Here is a 19,336-nt window from a genome sequence, read left to right as displayed (position 1 = left end):
CAGGGGATTTGGTCTCTATGGATACTTTCATGGTCGGGACTTTAAAAGGAATAGGAAGAGTCTATTTGCAAACAGTAATCGATTGTCATTCCAGATATGCATGGGGAACACTTCATACATCCAAGATGCCAATCACAGCAGTGCAAACTTTGAATAATGAAGTTCTTCCTTTCTTTGAAGAGCACAACATTCCCATTAAAACGATTCTTACCGACAATGGACGTGAATATTGTGGAAGAGAAGACCAACATCCTTTCGAGCTTTTCCTTCAATTGGAAGACATTGAACATAGAACTACAAAAGTCAGGAGACCACAAAGCAACGGATATGTGGAGAGACTTCATAGAACTTTGCTTGATGAACACTTCCGGGTTGCAGGTAGAACTAACTTTTATGAAACCGTTGAGGAAATGGATAAGGACTTACAAGTTTATCTAAAATTTTACAATACGGAAAGATCCCACCAAGGTAGAAACATGAATGGAAGAATTCCTTATCAAGTTTTTCTGGAGGGTTGTCGAGAATTAGAACTAGAACCGGTAGAGAACATTTGACCTAAGTAAAGTTAGAGGATTGTGACCGGCGAATACTATATCTGTACATGTAAAGCTTTCATCTATATTTTAAATTATGAAAACTTAAATTAAGTAATTTGGTCTCAAAATATTATTCTCTGTGCATATTATTAAACGTTTAGATGCTCTAGTTAAAGCAACATACAAATGCTTAGGATGTGTAAACTTATGTGCATTTAAAATTACAACTGTGTCAAATTCTAAACCTTTCGTTAGTAATGTAGTGCCTATACATCGACCAAAAACCTTTCTACCGATTCTTCTAGTAAAATTTCTTGAATTAACCATTGAGTCATAGACTGAAATATTTTGTATTTCGGAATCATCTAATGCCCTACAAAATGTCTTATATAACTCTTTTCTGGAGCATTTTACCTGATCTAATTTTCCAATTTCTTTGATAGTTTCTGAAAGTAGCTCGGATGATAATTTGTTTGTTAGTGAATTGATCTTGAGTTGTAATGGAAGTATTCTTTCTCTTTCTTCTGCTTTTGTTTTATTCTTTAATCCTTTATCATTAAACCAATAATCTATACCAGTTTTATTGAATAGTTTATGGCAGATTTCAATCAATTTAATTTTGACATTTTCTTCGGATATACTGTCTGCTAATTTTGATACATTGTAAAAATCTTTATCGTCGATTGATTCAATCAATGTTACTGAATTGTTTAATAGTTTTATTAAAGATAGCCTCGGATTTATATTTGAAGTTTCAGGGTGTAGCAGTAGAAGATTAGGCTCTTTTAGGAGTATTCTAATTCTTTTATAGTAATCACTCTTAGGATTTGATAAATCTCTTTCAGGAAAGGAATGCATTTCTATTGAAGGATAGTTTTCCAATTTTAAATCCACTTTCATCAAAATATCTTGCCTAATTTTTTTTAAATCCTCACCTAATGTGCTATTGTTTCCGTTGAGCCATCTTTGTGGTTTATCTAATTCAAATTTAAATTCACTAAATTCTCCCATTTGAACTCTGTCTGTCATGTCGACGAGTGTATTGTCATTAAAGTCAAAGATTCCTTGTAAGAAATCTCCAAGAAGGTGAGTTGGCAATATATTTGATAGGAGAAGAATAAGTTCGTGTTGCTTGGTAGTGCAATCCTGGTATTCGTCCACGAATAATCTTCCATATGTATTTGAAATAATCTCTTTTATAGGTTTGAGCTTTATGAATTTTATGGCATTTTCTAAAATGAAAGGATAATATTCTTTCGGATAGGATTGTTCTGGAATATCTGAATTATTACAGAATGCTAAAGAATATTTTTGAGCGAAACTTGTGATCGTTTCTATATCATAACTTCTTGAAGGGAGAGCGGTTTTTCCAATTTTTTCTTTTATTGATGCCACCCCCGCATGAGTATGTGTTAAAACTAATTGTTTTTTTTCATTTTGACAATATTGCAAGCATTCGGATATTGTATGAGTCTTACCAAAGCCTGCTGGTGCTATTAGCATACTCTTGCCATTTGATAAAAAATCTTTAATTAACAAGGTTATCCATCCAATTGGATAAGGCGATAATCTGTTTCCCGATATGTTTATCTTTAATTGCTTCAAAGTATTTTAAGCAAACTTTAGAAAGGAATTCTCCATGTTGAATATTTTTAAACCATTTATTCTTACTAGATGTGAATCCAAGAACCTTTCTCATCTCAAGTATATCCATATTGAGCCAATCGTTTGGAAATGTTCCATATCCATAAGATTTATATGCACTCAGCAGACTGTCTTTAACAGATTCCTGTATTAAATCTATCTGATAGTTTAGGAGTTCTCTAATGCCTTCCCAAGGTAAGTCTAAGAAAATCTGATGTTCTAATGCGTTATTATTTTCACAATCAACGATAGTTATTCCAATCTTTCTTAATGCTTCTTTCTTGCGATTAAAATCATCATTATCGGAATCGCAGAATAAGCAGACCTCATATCCAGCTTCTGAAAAACTTTGAGCATAATCGGAACATTTGGAACCACCTCCATCCGCAAAGCGAATTCCTAAATTTGCCGCATTGTTCTGATTAGAGTTAATTCTGAATTCATTTATTTCCCTGCAAAATCCAACTTCTGTTATTCCTTCACAGACAATTACTTTTTCAGCAAAAAAAGCTTCTGGGTTTTTTCTAATGCAACCTTGTAATTCATTTTTAACAGTAATTAGGTTATCTATTCTCTTTTTCATAATGAGAATATCCTCGGCATTTAGTTCGACGAGTACGTCACGGGAATGTGTGGTTATAAAAGTTTGACCAAAATTATTCTTCTTTAAACTCCTTGCTAAGTGCTGTGCTCGGTCAGGTTCTAACCCCTGTTCAATTTCATCTATTAATTGAATTCCTCCCTCTTTCATAAGCTCAGTTTGAATGGCTATAGAAATTATCCGTTTGGAGCCTTTTCCTTTTAATCTAAAAGGAATTTTATCCTCATGAAGGCAAATCTTACTATCTAATAGAGCAATATCTTTGAAATCGATAGTGTTATTGGTATTTGAAATGTTTAAACCAAATTTGGAGGCATTAGATTGAATTTTCTCTATCACATTTTCCAATTTACCAAAAGAGGTTGAATCTATCCTCTCTTTCGCTTGTCTAAATTCATCAATAATAACATTAGAATCATCTAAATTATTTCCTTCTGATTTGAGGATTGAATATAGAGGGCTTCCCTTGCTCCAACTGAAATGCCTGTCAATATAATCAGAAACAAGAAATGAATTAAATTTGTTTCTATCATTGGCATTTATTTCTATACTTTGTTTACCATTTCTGTAGTTTATAACATGCCATTTAGGTTCTAAGTATTTATTTACTGTTAGACTTATCGTTAAAATAATTTCATGATGGTCTTCTAGTTCGTCTTTTATGAGACCTGTATTCAAATCAAGTCCACGAATAAAAAGCCCAAATTTTGAATCTTGTAGCAAGACCTTAGGTACATCAGTTAACGAAGCTTGTATTTCAATTGGATTATTAATTTCTCCATCGTAAAAATCCGTATCATAAAAGGATAAATTCCAATTTGGGTATAACACATATGAAATTGCATCTAGAATTGTAGACTTCCCTGAATCACCACGACCAATTAAACAGATAAAGTTCTTCGTTCCGAATATTTGTTCAAAATTTCTTATACTTCGAAAGTTTGAAATTTTAAGCGAATAAATTTTTGCCATGTTATCTCCATCTATTGATTCCTGGTTTGCCTATTTTAATCAATTTTACAAATATGTTAAGTAAAGCTTGAGGCGATTAATATTTCACCTCTAAAATTTTTCCGAGATGAAATTGAAGTTCTTCCTTCTTTTTACTCTTTACAACCTTGGTAACTATCAAAGTCGCTTCGGGCACAGGTGGTAGTATTCCATTCAATAATCGCAATTTGAATGGTGGTTTCCCGACCTTATCTAATCTAGTAAGCCAGTATTCTGACATGTTACGATATTCTATATTCTTCCTTTGCGGTCTAGATAGGATACTCGCAAAGAATTCTCGTTCAATGTTCATTGTTAAGGTGTTCAGCTTTTCAGACATTGATTTTCCTTTCGCCATTTCTGAAATTTATTATGGTGCTTGCGATTTTCCTTATCTTCGAAAATTTTATACATGGATATATTTTTTAATATCGAATACCATCAGTTAGTCTGGGAAGTTTTTTTATTTGATAAACACCACTTAAAATTCAAATTTTGTCCCACCCCATTGCTAAAATACCCATTAGAGTCACGAGGTAACACAGGCAAATACCTCTTGACCAAAGGGCGGAACCTCATTTTTTAAAGTGAAAGCATGGCAAAAACACAATCAGAATCATTTTCCTCCATTGCATCGTTCATTTGGTCGGTAGCAGACACGCTTAGAGGAGATTTTAGGCAATCCGAATATGGACGGATTATTCTTCCCATGACAGTCCTCAGACGCCTAGAATGCGTCCTGGAAGCAACCAGAGAGGATGTAATTATCGAGATGAAGAAGCACAAGGGAAGCAAAGTTCCACTGCAACCTTTTCTAGAAAAAGCATCAGGATTTACCTTTTACAATACCTCCAATATTACCCTGGAGCGTCTAGGCACGAACGATACCAAATCCAATCTAGAGACTTATGTTGAGTCTTTCAGTGAGAATGTCTCGGACATATTCCAGAACTTCAACTTCCAGGATATCATTGACCGACTCCACAAAGCAAACTTGCTCTTCCATGTTTGTGGTCAATTTGCGAGTGTTGATCTCCATCCCAAGGTAGTGGATAACCACCAAATGGGACTTATCTTCGAAGAGTTAATTCGTAAGTTTGCTGAATCGAGTAACGAGACAGCAGGGGATCATTTTACTCCAAGAGATATTGTTCGCCTGATTACCTCATTATTGTTTTGCAATGATAGTGATGCGCTTACGAAACCAGGAATCATTCGTTCTGTTTATGATCCTACTGCTGGAACAGGAGGGCTTTTATCCTCAAGTAGTGAGTATATCTTCGAATTAAATCCGAAAGCAAGGATCATTAATTTTGGACAAGAGTTAAACGCTGAGTCGTACGCTATTTGTAAAGCGGACATGCTCATCAAAGGTCAAGATGTCAAAAATATCAAACTAGGGAATACTCTTAGTGATGACCAACATGCAGGAGCATATTTTGATTATTCATTATCAAATCCTCCATTTGGAGTAGATTGGAAGAAAGTAGAAAAGCAGATATACGACGAGCATAAAAAGAAAGGATATTCGGGAAGATTTGGAGCAGGTCTTCCTAGAGTGTCGGATGGCAGTTTATTATTCCTTATGCATTTAATCTCCAAGATGACAGAACCAAGTAAAGGTGGTAGTCGCATTGGAATCATCTTAAATGGTTCTCCGCTCTTTACTGGAGGTGCTGGCTCAGGTGAGTCCGAGATCAGAAGATACGTATTGGAAAACGATTTGGTAGAAGCAATTGTTGCACTACCAACAGATATGTTTTATAACACTGGAATTGCAACTTACATATGGATTCTTTCCAACCATAAAGATAAAGTAAGACTTGGAAAAGTACAACTCATCAATGCTAACAGTGAAGAGTTTTGTGATAAGATGAGAAAGTCACTCGGTTCCAAACGAAAGTATATGACTGAAAAACATATAGAAGAGATCGTCAAAATCTATGGTTCGATGAAAGTAAGTAAGGTGAGTAAAATATTCAAAAATACTGATTTTGGTTATAGACGAATCACGGTAGAAAGACCGCTCAAGTTATCTTTTTTGCCCAAAGACGAAATCAAACTTTCATTCTTAAAAGAAGACTCTACTTTTGGTAAGCTGGATAAAAAAGAACAAAAGTTGATCTTGGATGGTCTCTCAACATTAAACGAGAGATATGATGATCGTGAACTCTTTCTTAAAGACTTAAAAGCAAAGATCAAACTCACTCCTGCCATAGAAAAGTTAATTGTCAAGACATTTGGCGAACAAGATGAAACAGCAAAGGATTGTAAGAATGCAAAAGGTGAAATTGAAGCGGATTCTGACCTGCGAGATTCTGAAAATGTTCCACTTGGTGAAAACATTGAAACCTATTTCAAAAGAGAAGTCCTGCCTCATGTACCAAATGCTTGGATCGATACCACCAAACGAGATGAAAAAGATAACCAAGTTGGAATCGTTGGTTATGAGATTCCGTTCAACCGTCATTTCTACGAATACAAACCACCAAGAGAGCTAAAAGAAATCGATGCTGATTTGGATAAAGTAACCAAAGAAATATTGGATTTGTTACAAGAGGTTCATAGTTGAGCGGAGAAATCCTTATCTATCAAAATCCAGATGGCAAGATCAAACTGGATGTGCGACTTGAGGAGGAAACCGTCTGGCTCACTCAGGCTGACCTCTGTGAATTGTTCCAAAAGTCTAAATCGACCATCAGTGAGCATATTAAAAATATATTTGCTGAAGCCGAATTGGATGAAAGTTCAGTAGTTCGGAATTTCCGAACTACTGCCTCTGACGGCAAATCCTATGATACCAATTACTACAACCTAGATGTCATCATTTCCGTTGGGTATCGTGTCAAATCCATGCAAGGCACACAGTTCCGCATCTGGGCTACGCAAAGGCTAAAGGAATATATCATCAAAGGCTTCACTTTGAATGACGAAAGGTTCAAATCTGGAAACAGTATGAACTACTTTGATGAACTCCAAGAAAGAATCCGTGAGATTCGAATTTCGGAGAGATTCCTTTATCAAAAGATCAAAGATATTTACAAAACGAGCATTGACTATGATTCAAAAGATGAAAAGACAATTGAATTCTTTAAAATTGTTCAAAACAAATTACTTTGGGCAATTAGTGAAAGCACAGCCTCTGAATTAGTCTACCGTAGAGCGGACGCTAATCTTCCTTTGATGGGAATGGAATCAATTGATATTTCTTCCAATCATAAAATTAGAAAATCAGATGTTGGAATCGCCAAGAACTACCTTAAAGAAGATGAAATTAAACTCTTGGGACTTCTTGTAGAACAATATTTGGCTTTTGCCGAAACGATGGCTCAACAAAGAACGCCCATGTATATGAAGGATTGGATCGCAAGGCTTGATTCCATACTGCAATTGAATGGACGTGAACTCCTTACTCACGCAGGGAAAATCAGTCATGAGATGGCGATGAAAAAATCAGCCGAAGAATACGAAAAGTATAAAACGAACACTAGGCTTTTGGAAAAAGAAGAGAGTATAAAAGAATTGGAATCTGATTTGCAAAAATTAAAGGATTCAAAATAACAATGAAGCCATATCCTAAATACAGAGACAGTGGAGTGGAATGGTTGGGACAGATTCCAGAGGGATGGGAGGTGAAGAAGTTAAAGTATCTTGCTTCTTGCTTTCCAAGTAATGTGGATAAAAAATCAAAGGAAGATGAAGAGCAAGTTAAATTATGCAATTACACTGATGTTTATTACAATGAAAAAATTGATTCTAAAATGGAATTCATGATAGCTACATGTACGCCAGAACAGAAGGCAAAGTTTTCACTAAAAAAGGGTGATGTCATAATTACAAAAGATTCAGAAGACCCAAACGACATAGCTGTTCCTGCATTTGTACCTGAAGATTTAAATAACGTGATCTGCGGATATCATCTAGCAATGATCAGAGCAATAAATACAAAAAATGATGGATTCTATCTTAATTGGATGTTTAAAAGTAGGTACGCTAGATCATTTTTTGCAACCGTTTCAAATGGCTTAACAAGATATGGACTTGGCACGTATGCAATAAATAATGCAACTTTTCTCGCCCCACCACTCGCCGAACAAAAAGCCATCGCCACCTTCCTCGATAGAGAAACGACAAAGATCGACACTCTCATAGCCAAACAAGAACAACTGATTGCTCTCCTAGAAGAGAAGAGACAAGCACTGATCTCCCATGCAGTCACGAATGGTCTTGATCCAAAAGCAACGATGAAGGACAGTAGAGTGGACTGGTTAGGTGATATTCCTGAGGGATGGGAGGTGAAAAAACTGAAGTATCTTTTCAAAATTAAAAAGAGAATCGCTGGAAAGCTTGGATACCAAATACTCTCCATAACGCAAAGAGGAATTAGGATTAAAGACATCTCTAATAATGAAGGACAAATTTCTATGGATTATTCTAAATATCAGTTAGTATACCCTGGTGACTTTGCGATGAATCATATGGATTTGCTAACTGGTTCCGTTGATATTTCAAAGTTTGAAGGAGTAACAAGTCCAGATTATCGTGTTTTTGTTTTGTCCGATAAGCATAGTTATCCAGAATTTTTTAAGTATGTCCTTTTGCGTGGTTATACGGATCGAATTTTCTATAATTTTGGTCAAGGCAGTTCTCAACTTGGTCGATGGCGATTACCAACAGAACAATTTGAAGCATTTATGTTGCCATTTCCGAAATTTGAGGAGCAAAAAAGAATTGCAGATTTCATAAACATGAAATTAGAAAAATCAAATTTAGTAATTAAGAAATCTACACTCGCAATCGAGCATCTGAAAGAAAAACGATCTGCACTGATTTCATCAGTGGTGACTGGAAAGATCGATGTCAGGGAGTTGGTATGACTATGCAAATACCTCTTCATATAGGATTTTAAGCATATAGAATATTTATGATTGATTATACTGTATATTACTTAGGAGCAGGAGCGAGTGCAAAAGCGATTCCTGTTGTAAATCATCTTTCCAATAGGATGACTGCATTCAAAGGATATTTGTCGAATACGATTAATCTGAGTGATTATATTTTTTCAAGTGAAAGCAGAATTCCGTTAACTCCTGAAGAGGTAAAAGAAAAATTCCTGAAAAGCATTGATCATGTTGTAGAAAAATCTGGGAAAAACTCAATCGACAACTATGCAAGAAAGCTATGGGAGGCAAAGAAAACTGAAGAATATGATCAGTTGAAAGCTACATTATCATGTTACTTGCTATTGGAGCAAAGTAAAGCCGACGAACAATATGATATCATTGATCATCGATATGACCACTGGCTAACGAAAATTACAAATAGAGAGCAAGGGATACCTTATTTAAAACCTCGTTTCAAAGTAATTAGTTGGAACTACGATCTACAGATAGAAAAAGCATTGGAAGAGCTTTGTCAATTTGAACTTGGAAGTCCGCATTATGAGAAATGGGGTGTGTATCCAAAGATGGGTCGCTACAATAACGGAAGCTTAACTGATAACGAAATATCTATTGTGAAAGTCAATGGCTCAACGGGATCGTATCTTAACGCAGGTGAAGTAAATTCACTATTGAAAAGTACGTTTAGAGAATTCGATGCAAAATCAGTATTAAACGCTCTTGAAATTTATTATAAATTTTCACACTCCCAACCCTCGATAAAGCAATTATTTTTCTTTGCATGGGAGAAAGTGCCGATGGCACAACAAGGTATAGAAATTGCAAAAACGATAAGTAAAAAAGCGAAAGAACTCATTGTGATTGGGTATTCCTTTCCTGATTATAACAAGGATATGGATGTTGAAATTCTAAAAGAAATGACAAGTCTTGAAAGCATTTATTTACAGGTTCGTGATGATAAAATTGAACATGTAAGGACTGCTATGGAATCAATTTTTCCAGATATAAAGATAACAGTAGATATGAAAATTGAACAATTCCATGTTCCTTATTTTTAGATTAAGGTAGGCTATCGAAACTCATGAGACCACATAACGAAATCGTATTTGAATCAGACATTGTCCGTTACCTCACTACCTCAAGTGAGACCTTATTCTCAAAACCATACTTAGAAGGTGAACCTGACCTCTACAATGCAGAACTTGGATTGTACCAGGAAGACTTGGTTACTTACATGCGTTCCACACAAACTGAGGAATATGACAAGTTAGTCAAAAAACATGGATCGGAAGCAGACAAAACTCTAGCGAGAGAAGTGGCGAGGTATCTGGATGCCACTGGTTCCATTCGTTCCTTTCGCAGAGGCATTGAATTTGTTGGCTCCAAGTTTAGAATAGCTCATTTCAAACCTGACAACTTATCCAACGTAAAGGCTAAAGAACAATACGATGCCAACATTTTGCGTGTGGTTCGTCAGATTCGCTACTCACCTTTTCACCAGGAGATGTTAGATAGAACAGGACATGGAAGTGGTATCATCGATCTAGTTATTTTCCTAAATGGAATTCCAATCATCACGGTTGAGCTAAAGACTGATTTCACTCAATCGGTTCACCATGCGATGAAGCAATACAAAAAGGATCGAAGTCCAATCAACTCTGTTACTAAAAAACCAGAACCTATCCTTGCATTTAACAAACGGACACTAGTTCACTTTGCTGTTTCCAATGAAGAAGTCTATATGACGACCAAACTCGAAGGCGAGAAAACTAAATTTCTCCCTTTCAATAAGGGCAATGGTGAAGCCTCTGGCAATCCTCCCAATCCAAACGGACATGCGACTGCTTATCTTTGGGAACAGGTGTTAGAAAAAGAAACGCTTCTCAAAATCATTGGTAGGTTCATTCACCTCCAAGAGAAAGATAAGGAAGGCAAAAAGCTAAAACCAGATGATTACTTTATGGTATTTCCAAGGTACCACCAACTTGATTGTGTTACCAAATTAATAGATACAGCTTACAAAGAGGGGGCAGGTCACCACTACTTGATTCAGCATAGTGCTGGCTCTGGTAAATCAAATTCCATTGCTTGGCTCAGTCACCAACTTGCTTCACTCACGATCCAAGGAGGAGCATCTCAGGGAAAAAGTTTATTTCGGAACGTAATTGTAGTAACTGATAGAAACGTATTAGATAGCCAACTCCAAGACACCATTTATCAATTTGACCACCAAGCAGGCGTTGTAAAACGGATTTCTAGAGAAGAAGGATCAGGCTCCAAATCACAGAAACTCGCAGAAGCACTCCTTGGCAATTCACCAATCATCATTGTAACGATTCAGACCTTTCCATTTATCCTAGAAGCCATCCAGCAAGAGACTTCTTTAAAGGATTTTACCTTTGCAGTGATAGCCGATGAGGCTCATTCTTCTCAAACAGGAAAGACAGCATCCAAACTGAAAGAAATCCTACAAACAGAATTCGATGAGGAAGAAGAAGTAACTGCTGAAGATATGTTTCGTATTAGCATCGAAAGCAAAAAAGCTTCCAAGAACATAAGTTACTTTGCATTTACAGCAACTCCAAAACCAAAAACTCTAGAGATTTTTGGAAGATTACGTTTTCCTGACCAACCTAAGTCAAAAGAAAATACTCCCATTCCATTTCATACTTATACGATGCAACAAGCTATCGAGGAAGGTTTTATTCTCGATGTTTTGAAAAACTACATCACATATGATGTAGCCTATAGAATCGCAAACCAAAGCCAAGATAAGGAAGTCGATACTAGCAAAGCTAAAACCAAAATCAGTAAATGGGTAAGACTCCATCCGCATAATATCTCCCAAAAGATAGCAATCATCATTGAGCATTACAGAACTCATGTCAGACATATGTTAAATGGCAATGCAAAAGCGATGGTTGTCACTGGCTCCAGAAAAGAAGCGGTTCGTTATAAGCTAGAATTAGATAAATACATCAGAGATAACAAATACACAGATATCCATGCTCTCGTCGCATTCTCTGGTGAGATCATTGATAAAGAATATGGAGTGGAACCATTTACCGAAAAGAACATAAATCCAAGTTTGGATGGGAAAGAACTTAGGGAGGCATTTGATGGCAGTGACTTTCAGATCATGCTCGTAGCGAATAAATTTCTCACTGGATTTGACCAACCAAAACTCTGTGCGATGTATATCGATAAGAAGTTCTCTGGTGTTGATTGTGTCCAGGCACTGTCTCGCATGAATCGCATCTATCCAAATAAAGACCAGACATTCATTCTAGACTTTGTAAATAAAACGGAAGAAATTATCGAGGCTTTTTCTCCATTCTATAAAGTAACAAATCTTTCTGACAATTCTGATCCGAATGACATCTTTCCCATCAAGAATAAGCTAGTCGATGCTCAGATATTTACCACAAGTCAGGTGGAAGACTTTGCAAATGAATACTACCAGCAACTAGCAAATATTAAAAATAAAAAACAGGCTAAACTCTCACAGGAACGATTGAGTTCGATTATGTCTTTTCCTGGAAATGAGTTCAAGCAAAGATATAAAAAGGCAGTAGATATCATTCGACAAGCATTGGAAATTCATTCTCAAGCTAAACAATCCAAAAATGATCAAAATATTAAAGAATCCGAAAAGGAACTCCACTCCGCTAAAGAAGTCAAAGCAACCTTAGACCAATTCAAAGCAGGTGTGAATAAGTTTTTAGATTTTTACGAATTTATGAGTAATATCGTAGATTATGATAATGAAGAACTAGAAAAACTCTACCTATTCTTAAAACACCTTAAAGAACTTTTGAAAGTAGATGATCCAGACAATGAACTCATGTTATCTTTATCACTATCTCATTATAAAATTCATAACAAAAAGGTTCATAATCCTACTCCACGTGATGCAAATCTTGATCCTGAAAAGCCAGTCATTGGTTCAAGTGCAATAGAGAAGAAAAAGGAGCTACTTTCAGAAATTATCGATAGCATCAATGACCTTTTTGAAGGGCAATTCTCAGATAACGATGCACTTGATCGAGTATATAATTTTGGAATGTCTCTTGAACCTGAAGTCATGAAAAACCCTGAAGTGTTAAACCAAATGAAGGCTGGAAATTCAAAAGACCAGATTATGCTAGGTGACTATCCTAAGGCTCTCTCCGAAGCGATCATGAATACAATCAATACAAACAAAGATATCTCTGCCAAACTACTCAATGATGAAGCTATTTACGATAAATTTGCCAGGGCAATGTTGAATGTGTTTATGCAGAATTTGAACAAGGGAATGGCATAGAGTGGTTCAGGATTTACAATTTAGATGCTACCTTTAAAACCTGCTGGCAAAAAGATAACTTTGTATTTGATGGATTGACCATCCCCCGATATTGTGGACATAGAAATAGGCAACTTTAAAACAAGGAAGGTTGCAACTGGCTACATAGTAAATTTTACCTAAGCATACTGACGATTAGGGAAGAGGACGATACTCCCCAAAGCATAAATGTTCAAAATGTAGAAAACCTTTGTTAAGGGTAAATATTGGGGCAGGAAAGAAAATGGTGAAAATTTTGATGAGGCGGGAAACAAGATTTCTTGGCATTGCACTAAGTGTAAAGGAACGAGCTTGTAGAAGACTATGATTCAAGAATGAATGGCATGTGCTGGGACTGAGGAATAATCAATGCCTTGGATTCACTCAGTGTCGACTAACCAAATAATTTCAGATTTTACAGATTTTTCTTTCAGAAAATTACTCCAGACCATTTCATCGTCGGGCAGTTTTTTATTTTCATGATAAATACTATTCATTGCGTTATGCCAATTGTGAGTCACGAGTTCAAAAATTCTATTTTTGTCTTCTTCTGTTTCAATAGCGGAAAGAATTTCAGTTGCTTGTTTTTCTGGATCGAATACCTTAAATTTCTTTCTTAGATAATTTATATCATTTGATTTAAGAAATTCCAAGATACTATTTGCCAAATAAAGCTGAAATTCTGATTCTTCCTTGCAAGCTTCAGAAATTTCCTTTAGGTAATCTGGAGGAATGATCTCAGAATATGTATTTATTTCATGCTGGTAATCTGAAAGATTAATCATTGCATTTTTTAAAAAGTTTGGATTGGATAATTTTTTGAGATGGCAGTCCGAATATCGATCATCCTCTTTAATACATAATTCTATATATACTGTTTTACTTGAACAGTAATTAGGGTGTCGTGGATTATAGACAGATAATTTTTTTAGCTCATTTAGTGTTATGATTTTAGGATCAAATTTGTAAATATAGAGTGCATGTGAGTCATTAAATTCATATTGATCGGAAGCAAATGTAATTTTTTTAGATTCAGCTATGGTTAAATTTTGAAGAAATGCTGAAAAAACGAACCCACGAATTCCTTTGGATGTCTGGATATAAATCCATTCCCCTTCCTTACCGTCGATTATGGCATCAATCCCATAGTCACCAAGACGCTTTACTACTTCCTTATTATTTACAAAACCTAAAGATTTGGCTTTAACATTTTCATATTCTCTTATATGCAGTTTTGAGGCATTAACTGAATAATAATGACTAGTTGGTTTTTCTTCCTTTTTACTCTGAGTATCTTTACAGCTGTATAATAACAGGGTTATAACTGCGGCTAGAACGAATTTCTTGGCTCTCGCCATACTTAAAATATCCTTGAAAGGTTTCGTTAAAGGTATTTGGTAAACTCTATCAGTAATATTGAGCAAAAAAAGGTTGGAATCTGGAATCAATTTGTTTAGATAATTCATTTTGATAACATACCAAAAAGTTAGTTTAGTTCAATAGTTATTTTGGATAGCAATCAAACAAAAAAATTGGATTGGTTTTTGCGTCAGTAAAAAAATTAAAATGTAATCTCAACATACGATTTTTGAAGATATACAGGGGGTACTCGGTAAAAAATAGAACTGAAATTTGCTGGAGTTAGTGGGCATTATTATGAGAAAGTTAATGAGTTAAATCAAAGGGTAGGTTACAGAAATCTGTTAAGATTCAAATTTTGCTTTTGGAAAATAATATATAACACTGTTTAGTTGTATTAATGTATAAAAAATCCCTTTTGATAGAGAAGGGCGAAACTCTTTCGCTTTCTTTTTAAGAACTAGTTATTTAAATCATCGGTAAATAACCTAACTCGAAGTTAAGTTTTAAATAAAAAATCTCCCACTTTCATCCTTTTCTTATCCAATCCCAAACGATTTCCCTTTGACATTTCCCAAATTTTAGTATAGAAGTTTCCTCTATGTCAGGAACAAAACATCTAAAAATAGAATCCCCGCTAGATCCTACAGCTAAACAGAGAACAGGTGTTAAAATGACAAGGAGCCTATCCCGAACCCCCACATTTCCCCCAAAATCCACTTCCGAAGCAGACCCCTTACCAAGGCAAGGTGTCACTTCTTCCTTACGTTCCGCTTCCCCTCACTCCGCCGAGGGAAAACTCCACCCGAAGCCCCTCAAAGAAGAAAACACCTCATCCTTTCTATCCCATTTTATTAATACCAAAGCCTTCAAGAATCATTATGATTACAAAAATCCATTATTAGGTAATGAGGAACTGAATAGACATTACAAAATAAAGTCCCTAACTATCTTAGCAAAATTATTTAATAAAAATTGTGACTGTAATGAACCTTCCCTTTTATTTCTAAAAGTAAAAAATAGAGACACAGTAGCCCGTTGTTCTAATTGCCAAAAACAAATATCTATTACTTCAAAGACACCATTTGATAACTTCAAATTACCCCTAAGTTATTTCTCTTATATATTGCATGATCAGATTTTACAATACCCAAAGGTAGTGACTTCCACTGAGATAAGTAGAAAATTAAACTTACCCTATAAAACCGCTTACTACTTAAAGAGAAGAATTCAGGTCGTTACTTCTCTATTAAATGAAACACTTCAAAAACAACTTTATAATGAATTAGAGGATTATGGTAATAAAAACCCTCTAAAATTGCCTAAGAAGGGTGATCTAAGACCATTAATAGTAAATCAACCAGTTGCGGTAGCGGATAGCGTTGTATTGTATTCCTCATCGCTGAGAGCTAATAAACATAGAAGTAGAAGATACAAAACTGGAACTTCAAGCATCTATCTTTCTAATAATCTAGGAGGGGAGCAGAAGGGTATCTTGGTTCATACAGTCGGAGTGAACCATGGAATGACATTTTACAAAAGTATCCCTCTGAATAATCAAAGTTATTTGCTCAATGACTTAGAAAATAAAATCCCAAAGTCTATTCCACTTTTTACAGATGAAGGTTATACATTTATATGGGATAGACCCAATCATAGAATGGTAAATCATTCCAAGAAGAGTAATGATCATAGATACAATTTATCTAGAGAAAGGTGGATTACAAAAGATGGAGTGACTTCTAATGGAGCAGAGGCAAGGAACAATACATTAAAGCAATCATTCCGAAGTTACCATTATATTTCTCCGAAGTGGAGTCAATTGTACTTAGATGAAATTAGTTTCTTAGGGAACTTGAGATACAGTGAAGGCTTGAAGAAGCTTCTTTTGGACGATACGGATGTGGGACTTGGTGATAGGGACTAAAATCTGCCCCAGGAGGGAATCGAACCCCCACTGTCGGTTCCGAAGACCGATGTTCTATCCGTTGAACTACCAGGGCTTAAGTTTATAAGGTCATGTTGTTTCGGGAGGAGATGGGGGCAAATGATTTTTTAGGTTAGGGAAGGCGAGGTTGATGAATAGCCAGAGCAGGTAGACTGTCCAAACATATAGAAACAATCTAAGTCCGTAGAGGATATAGTAGATGGGGTGGTTTTTGGCTGGGATGATGAAAATTTTCAAATCATTTTCTTCCAGGATTTCGCAGCCTGGGATTTTTTCCCGAATGGTTTCAAAGGTTTTGCGAAATTCGGAAACACGAAGGGATTTGTCTATATGGGAATCGTTTGAAAAACGAAGAGAGCCATCATCGCCAAATACGTAGAAGGTGGATTCCCAACCGACGAATCGGAAATCCACCGGAGAATAACCGGACATGTTTTTTGCAAAAAAATAAAATTCATCGTTTCCCAAACGAAAAGATGGCAATTGGCCTTCTAAACGGATTTTTTCGGCACTGAACCCATCTTCATAAAAATCGGACCAATCTCCCCATCGAAGGACTGTTTGGTTGTCTCTGTACCATAAAAGTCCTCCCAAATTGGGAAGACTTTCCAAGTCTTGGATCAAACCTGTCTTTGCTTCCTGGTTTTTTCCGAGTATTTTCTCTTTCGTATTTTCATAAACCAATCTGTTTTTGATAAAACTGCGGATGTTTTTGATCTCTTCAAAATTCTTTTCCCGCACTCTTTTCCCGATTTCGGTTTCTTCTTTTTTCTGGGGGGACAAAAACACGTCTTCTGCGATCTGATCCAAAAATTCGTCGTAAAATGTCGTTGTTTGCGCTTCCAGGCCTTTCAAAGAAAATACTGCAAAGAAGATGATAAGAGATTTAAAAAAAGAGTTCCCCATAGTTTCCTATATCGGAGAATTTTCCGAATATGATAACCTGTCCCATTTGCGATTCTCAGAAGGAAAAAATAAATATCATCCAAGAAACAAAACATTGGGTTTTGCGCGAAGCTCCTTCCGACAAATCCCTTTCGGGGTATTTGTATTTGGAATCCAAAAGGCATGTGGAATCTTGGGCATCCCTTACAAAGGAGGAGTGTTCGGATTACGGACAGATTCTTTTTTCCGCATTGGAATCAAGTTCCGCTCTGGAAGTGAAACCTGAAAAAATCTATTTCGCCGCGATTGCGGAGAAGGTCCCTCATTTGCATGTCCACTTGGTACCCAGATACGAAGGTCAGGAAAAAGGAATCTCCCATTTGGAAAAGGCATTGGGTCCCGGTTTTTCCAAACCGCTTTAAATCAAATAAATAATTCTTTCCAAATGATCAAAATCCATTTTCCTTTTGGGAATGATTTCTTTAAAAGACACCCCATCTCTTTCGGATCATTTTTCAGTTACGGATGAGGAATTGGAAAGATTGCAAGAGAGACTTTTCCTTTTGCAAAGGCGAAGTTTCGATAAGGAAATCGCTCATATCTTTATCATAGAAGGTTGGTCCTCGTCAGGTAAGGGTGAACTTCTGAAAACTCTAACGGTTCGTTTGGATCCGAAAAAGTTCAAAGTCCATTCTCCCGATCTTCAAACATCCGAAGACAATGCGTTTCCGTTTTTATGGAAATTCTGGCAAATATTACCACGGTTTGGCGAATCTCTTTTTTATCTGAATTCTTATTACGGAAAGATGATTTATCTTTTGGCAAAGAAGAAGATCAAAAAAAAAGAATACGAGGAAAATCTAAAATACATTCTGCATATGGAAGCCATGTTGTCTTTGGAAAAAGTTCGGTTTCATAAATTCTTTTTTCATCTGAATCCGAAGGAACAAAAAAGGAGGTTTTCCGAATCCAAAAAAGAAAACCGGAACTGGGAATTGTCAGCCTATGACAAAGATCAGTTCAAACATTATTCCGCATATCGTAGGTTATTCAAAGAGTGTCTCTCTGACTCCCATACCGAATTTTCTCCCTGGACGATCATAGAAGCGGATGATTTGGATAAGGCGAAAACAAAATTATTGCTTTCTCTGATTGAATCTCTCGAATCCATTTTGGAAACTGATTCCGCTTTGGAACTGGGTCTCTTAAAAAACGGGGCGGCAAATATATGAAAAACCCGATTTTAACAAAAATTCTGGATATAAAAGATTTGGATCTTAATCAAAAACTCGATCGTTCCAATTATAAATTGCAAATGAAAAAGTTAAAGGAAAGGATTCGAATCGCCACTCTTTATGCGAAACAGGTCCGACGTTCCATCGTATTCGTATTTGAAGGTTGGGACGCCGCAGGAAAGGGAGGTGCGATTCGCCGTCTAACGGAAGAAATCGATCCAACTCTTTATACGGTTCATAGCATCGCGGCACCAAGCAGTGAAGAAAAATTAAGGCATTATCTCTGGAGATTCTGGAATCGGATTCCGGGGCAAGGGCTCGTGGGAATTTTCGATCGTTCTTGGTACGGAAGAGTGCTTGTCGAACGGATCGAAGGTTTTGCTACGGAAGGGGAATGGAAAAGATCTTTCGAAGAAATAGTAAGATTCGAAGAACAGCTGATAAATGACGGTGCAATTGTGATCAAGTTTTGGCTGCATATTGATTCAGATGAACAGTTAAAACGATTCGACTATAGAAAAAACGATCCTCTCAAACGCTGGAAATTGACAGACGAGGACTATCGGAATCGGGACAAATGGGAAAATTACGAAGTCGCCGCCAATGAAATGTTTCTGAAAACAGATCATTCGGAAGCTCCCTGGATTTTGGTGCCTGCCAACGATAAATACTTTGCAAGATGTTTTGTTCTGGCCCAAGCAGTGAATTTTTTGGAAAGCAAACTGAACATTCCTAAAAAGTTTAAATAGGAATTGAGTTGAATATATATTTCTGATTGACGATAGTAACGAATAACAGTAATATTAGCTGCGATTTTATCCTTTCGGGACAATGCAACTCAGAAAGTTTGGAATCAAGAATTTTCTAAAAAGTTACCTACACAGATTCAGCAAGTAGTAAATGAAATTAAGAA

General features: G+C 36.1%; 14 protein-coding genes, 1 tRNA gene and 1 pseudogene. 11 read left to right on the top strand and 5 right to left on the bottom strand.

Features of this window, described 5'->3' with window-relative positions; genetic code table 11:
* Positions 1-554, top strand: a 554-nt coding sequence (locus EHS11_RS03230; RefSeq protein ID WP_135762945.1) for a DDE-type integrase/transposase/recombinase, incomplete at its 5' end; no start/stop codon positions are given.
* Between the two features lie 84 nt (positions 555-638).
* On the opposite strand, the gene EHS11_RS03225 is transcribed toward EHS11_RS03230, so the two are convergent.
* Both EHS11_RS03225 and EHS11_RS03220 read right to left on the bottom strand, forming a co-directional pair.
* On the bottom strand, positions 639-2,075 hold the full coding sequence (locus EHS11_RS03225; protein ID WP_135762980.1) for an AAA family ATPase: 1,437 nt from the start codon (positions 2,073-2,075) through the stop codon (positions 639-641).
* Positions 2,065-3,753 carry an ATP-dependent nuclease gene (locus EHS11_RS03220; protein ID WP_135762979.1) on the bottom strand — a complete coding sequence of 563 codons (1,689 nt, stop codon included), beginning with the start codon at positions 3,751-3,753 and terminating at the stop codon, positions 2,065-2,067. Before EHS11_RS03220 ends, EHS11_RS03225 begins: the two co-directional genes overlap by 11 nt.
* Before the next feature lie 613 nt (positions 3,754-4,366).
* Between EHS11_RS03220 and EHS11_RS03215 the strand changes: the two genes are divergently transcribed.
* The 6 genes and pseudogenes from EHS11_RS03215 (at position 4,367) to EHS11_RS20060 (ending at position 12,978) form a co-directional block, all read left to right on the top strand.
* Entirely contained in the window at positions 4,367-6,343 is a 1,977-nt protein-coding gene (locus EHS11_RS03215) for a type I restriction-modification system subunit M (protein WP_135762978.1), read from the top strand.
* Positions 6,340-7,332, top strand: a complete 993-nt coding sequence (locus EHS11_RS03210) for a virulence RhuM family protein (protein WP_135762977.1) — start codon at positions 6,340-6,342, stop codon at positions 7,330-7,332. The genes EHS11_RS03215 and EHS11_RS03210 overlap by 4 nt, the downstream gene beginning before the upstream one ends.
* A gap of 2 nt (positions 7,333-7,334) precedes the next feature.
* Entirely contained in the window at positions 7,335-8,648 is a 1,314-nt protein-coding gene (locus EHS11_RS03205; RefSeq protein WP_135762976.1) for a restriction endonuclease subunit S, read from the top strand.
* 47 nt (positions 8,649-8,695) lie between these two features.
* Positions 8,696-9,730, top strand: a complete 1,035-nt coding sequence (locus EHS11_RS03200) for a hypothetical protein (protein WP_135762975.1) — start codon at positions 8,696-8,698, stop codon at positions 9,728-9,730.
* A 23-nt stretch (positions 9,731-9,753) separates the two neighbouring features.
* Positions 9,754-11,955: pseudogene (locus EHS11_RS20065) on the top strand (type I restriction endonuclease subunit R); the annotation flags it as partial.
* 801 nt (positions 11,956-12,756) lie between these two features.
* Entirely contained in the window at positions 12,757-12,978 is a 222-nt protein-coding gene (locus EHS11_RS20060) for a hypothetical protein (RefSeq protein WP_246047567.1), read from the top strand.
* A 398-nt stretch (positions 12,979-13,376) separates the two neighbouring features.
* Here EHS11_RS20060 and EHS11_RS03190 read toward each other — a convergent pair whose 3' ends face one another.
* Positions 13,377-14,462 (bottom strand): hypothetical protein, encoded by a 1,086-nt coding sequence (locus EHS11_RS03190; RefSeq protein ID WP_167884329.1) that lies wholly within the window; start codon positions 14,460-14,462, stop codon positions 13,377-13,379.
* Positions 14,463-14,956: 494 nt separating this feature from the next.
* On the opposite strand from EHS11_RS03190, the gene EHS11_RS03185 reads away from it, so the two are divergent.
* Positions 14,957-16,282 (top strand): transposase, encoded by a 1,326-nt coding sequence (locus EHS11_RS03185; RefSeq protein WP_246047566.1) that lies wholly within the window; start codon positions 14,957-14,959, stop codon positions 16,280-16,282.
* 4 nt (positions 16,283-16,286) lie between these two features.
* On the opposite strand, the gene EHS11_RS03180 is transcribed toward EHS11_RS03185, so the two are convergent.
* Positions 16,287-16,358, bottom strand: a tRNA-Arg gene (locus EHS11_RS03180).
* A 14-nt stretch (positions 16,359-16,372) separates the two neighbouring features.
* Positions 16,373-17,209, bottom strand: coding sequence for a hypothetical protein (locus tag EHS11_RS03175; RefSeq protein ID WP_135762972.1), 837 nt, complete (start codon positions 17,207-17,209; stop codon positions 16,373-16,375).
* 29 nt (positions 17,210-17,238) lie between these two features.
* Here EHS11_RS03175 and EHS11_RS03170 point away from each other — a divergent pair, with 29 nt between their 5' ends.
* The 3 genes from EHS11_RS03170 to EHS11_RS03160 are packed head-to-tail and all read left to right on the top strand — an operon-like array spanning position 17,239 to position 19,172.
* Entirely contained in the window at positions 17,239-17,610 is a 372-nt protein-coding gene (locus EHS11_RS03170) for an HIT family protein (RefSeq protein WP_246047565.1), read from the top strand.
* A gap of 51 nt (positions 17,611-17,661) precedes the next feature.
* Positions 17,662-18,420: a polyphosphate kinase 2 family protein gene (locus EHS11_RS03165; RefSeq protein ID WP_135762971.1), complete on the top strand. Its 759-nt coding sequence runs from the start codon at positions 17,662-17,664 to the stop codon at positions 18,418-18,420.
* Positions 18,417-19,172 carry a UDP-galactose-lipid carrier transferase gene (locus EHS11_RS03160; RefSeq protein WP_135762970.1) on the top strand — a complete coding sequence of 252 codons (756 nt, stop codon included), beginning with the start codon at positions 18,417-18,419 and terminating at the stop codon, positions 19,170-19,172. The genes EHS11_RS03165 and EHS11_RS03160 overlap by 4 nt, the downstream gene beginning before the upstream one ends.
* Positions 19,173-19,336: the final 164 nt, after the last annotated feature.

The organism is Leptospira ilyithenensis, assembly GCF_004771005.1.
In the GTDB taxonomy this organism is placed as follows: Bacteria; Spirochaetota; Leptospiria; order Leptospirales; family Leptospiraceae; genus Leptospira_A; species Leptospira_A ilyithenensis.
Note: the sequence above shows the minus strand (reverse complement) of the source record. Positions and strands in the feature narration are given on the sequence as shown.

Excerpts from the sequence above, each read along its gene's own strand:
- EHS11_RS03220 (WP_135762979.1), bottom strand. The coding sequence starts at position 3,753 with ATGGCAAAAATTTATTCGCTTAAAATTTCAAACTTTCGAAGTATAAGA.
- EHS11_RS03215 (WP_135762978.1), top strand. The coding sequence starts at position 4,367 with ATGGCAAAAACACAATCAGAATCATTTTCCTCCATTGCATCGTTCATT.
- EHS11_RS03205 (WP_135762976.1), top strand. The coding sequence starts at position 7,335 with ATGAAGCCATATCCTAAATACAGAGACAGTGGAGTGGAATGGTTGGGA.
- EHS11_RS03200 (WP_135762975.1), top strand. The coding sequence starts at position 8,696 with ATGATTGATTATACTGTATATTACTTAGGAGCAGGAGCGAGTGCAAAA.
- EHS11_RS20060 (WP_246047567.1), top strand. The coding sequence starts at position 12,757 with ATGAAAAACCCTGAAGTGTTAAACCAAATGAAGGCTGGAAATTCAAAA.
- EHS11_RS03190 (WP_167884329.1), bottom strand. The coding sequence starts at position 14,462 with ATGAATTATCTAAACAAATTGATTCCAGATTCCAACCTTTTTTTGCTC.
- EHS11_RS03185 (WP_246047566.1), top strand. The coding sequence starts at position 14,957 with ATGTCAGGAACAAAACATCTAAAAATAGAATCCCCGCTAGATCCTACA.
- EHS11_RS03175 (WP_135762972.1), bottom strand. The coding sequence starts at position 17,209 with ATGGGGAACTCTTTTTTTAAATCTCTTATCATCTTCTTTGCAGTATTT.
- EHS11_RS03170 (WP_246047565.1), top strand. The coding sequence starts at position 17,239 with ATGATAACCTGTCCCATTTGCGATTCTCAGAAGGAAAAAATAAATATC.
- EHS11_RS03165 (WP_135762971.1), top strand. The coding sequence starts at position 17,662 with ATGATTTCTTTAAAAGACACCCCATCTCTTTCGGATCATTTTTCAGTT.
- EHS11_RS03160 (WP_135762970.1), top strand. The coding sequence starts at position 18,417 with ATGAAAAACCCGATTTTAACAAAAATTCTGGATATAAAAGATTTGGAT.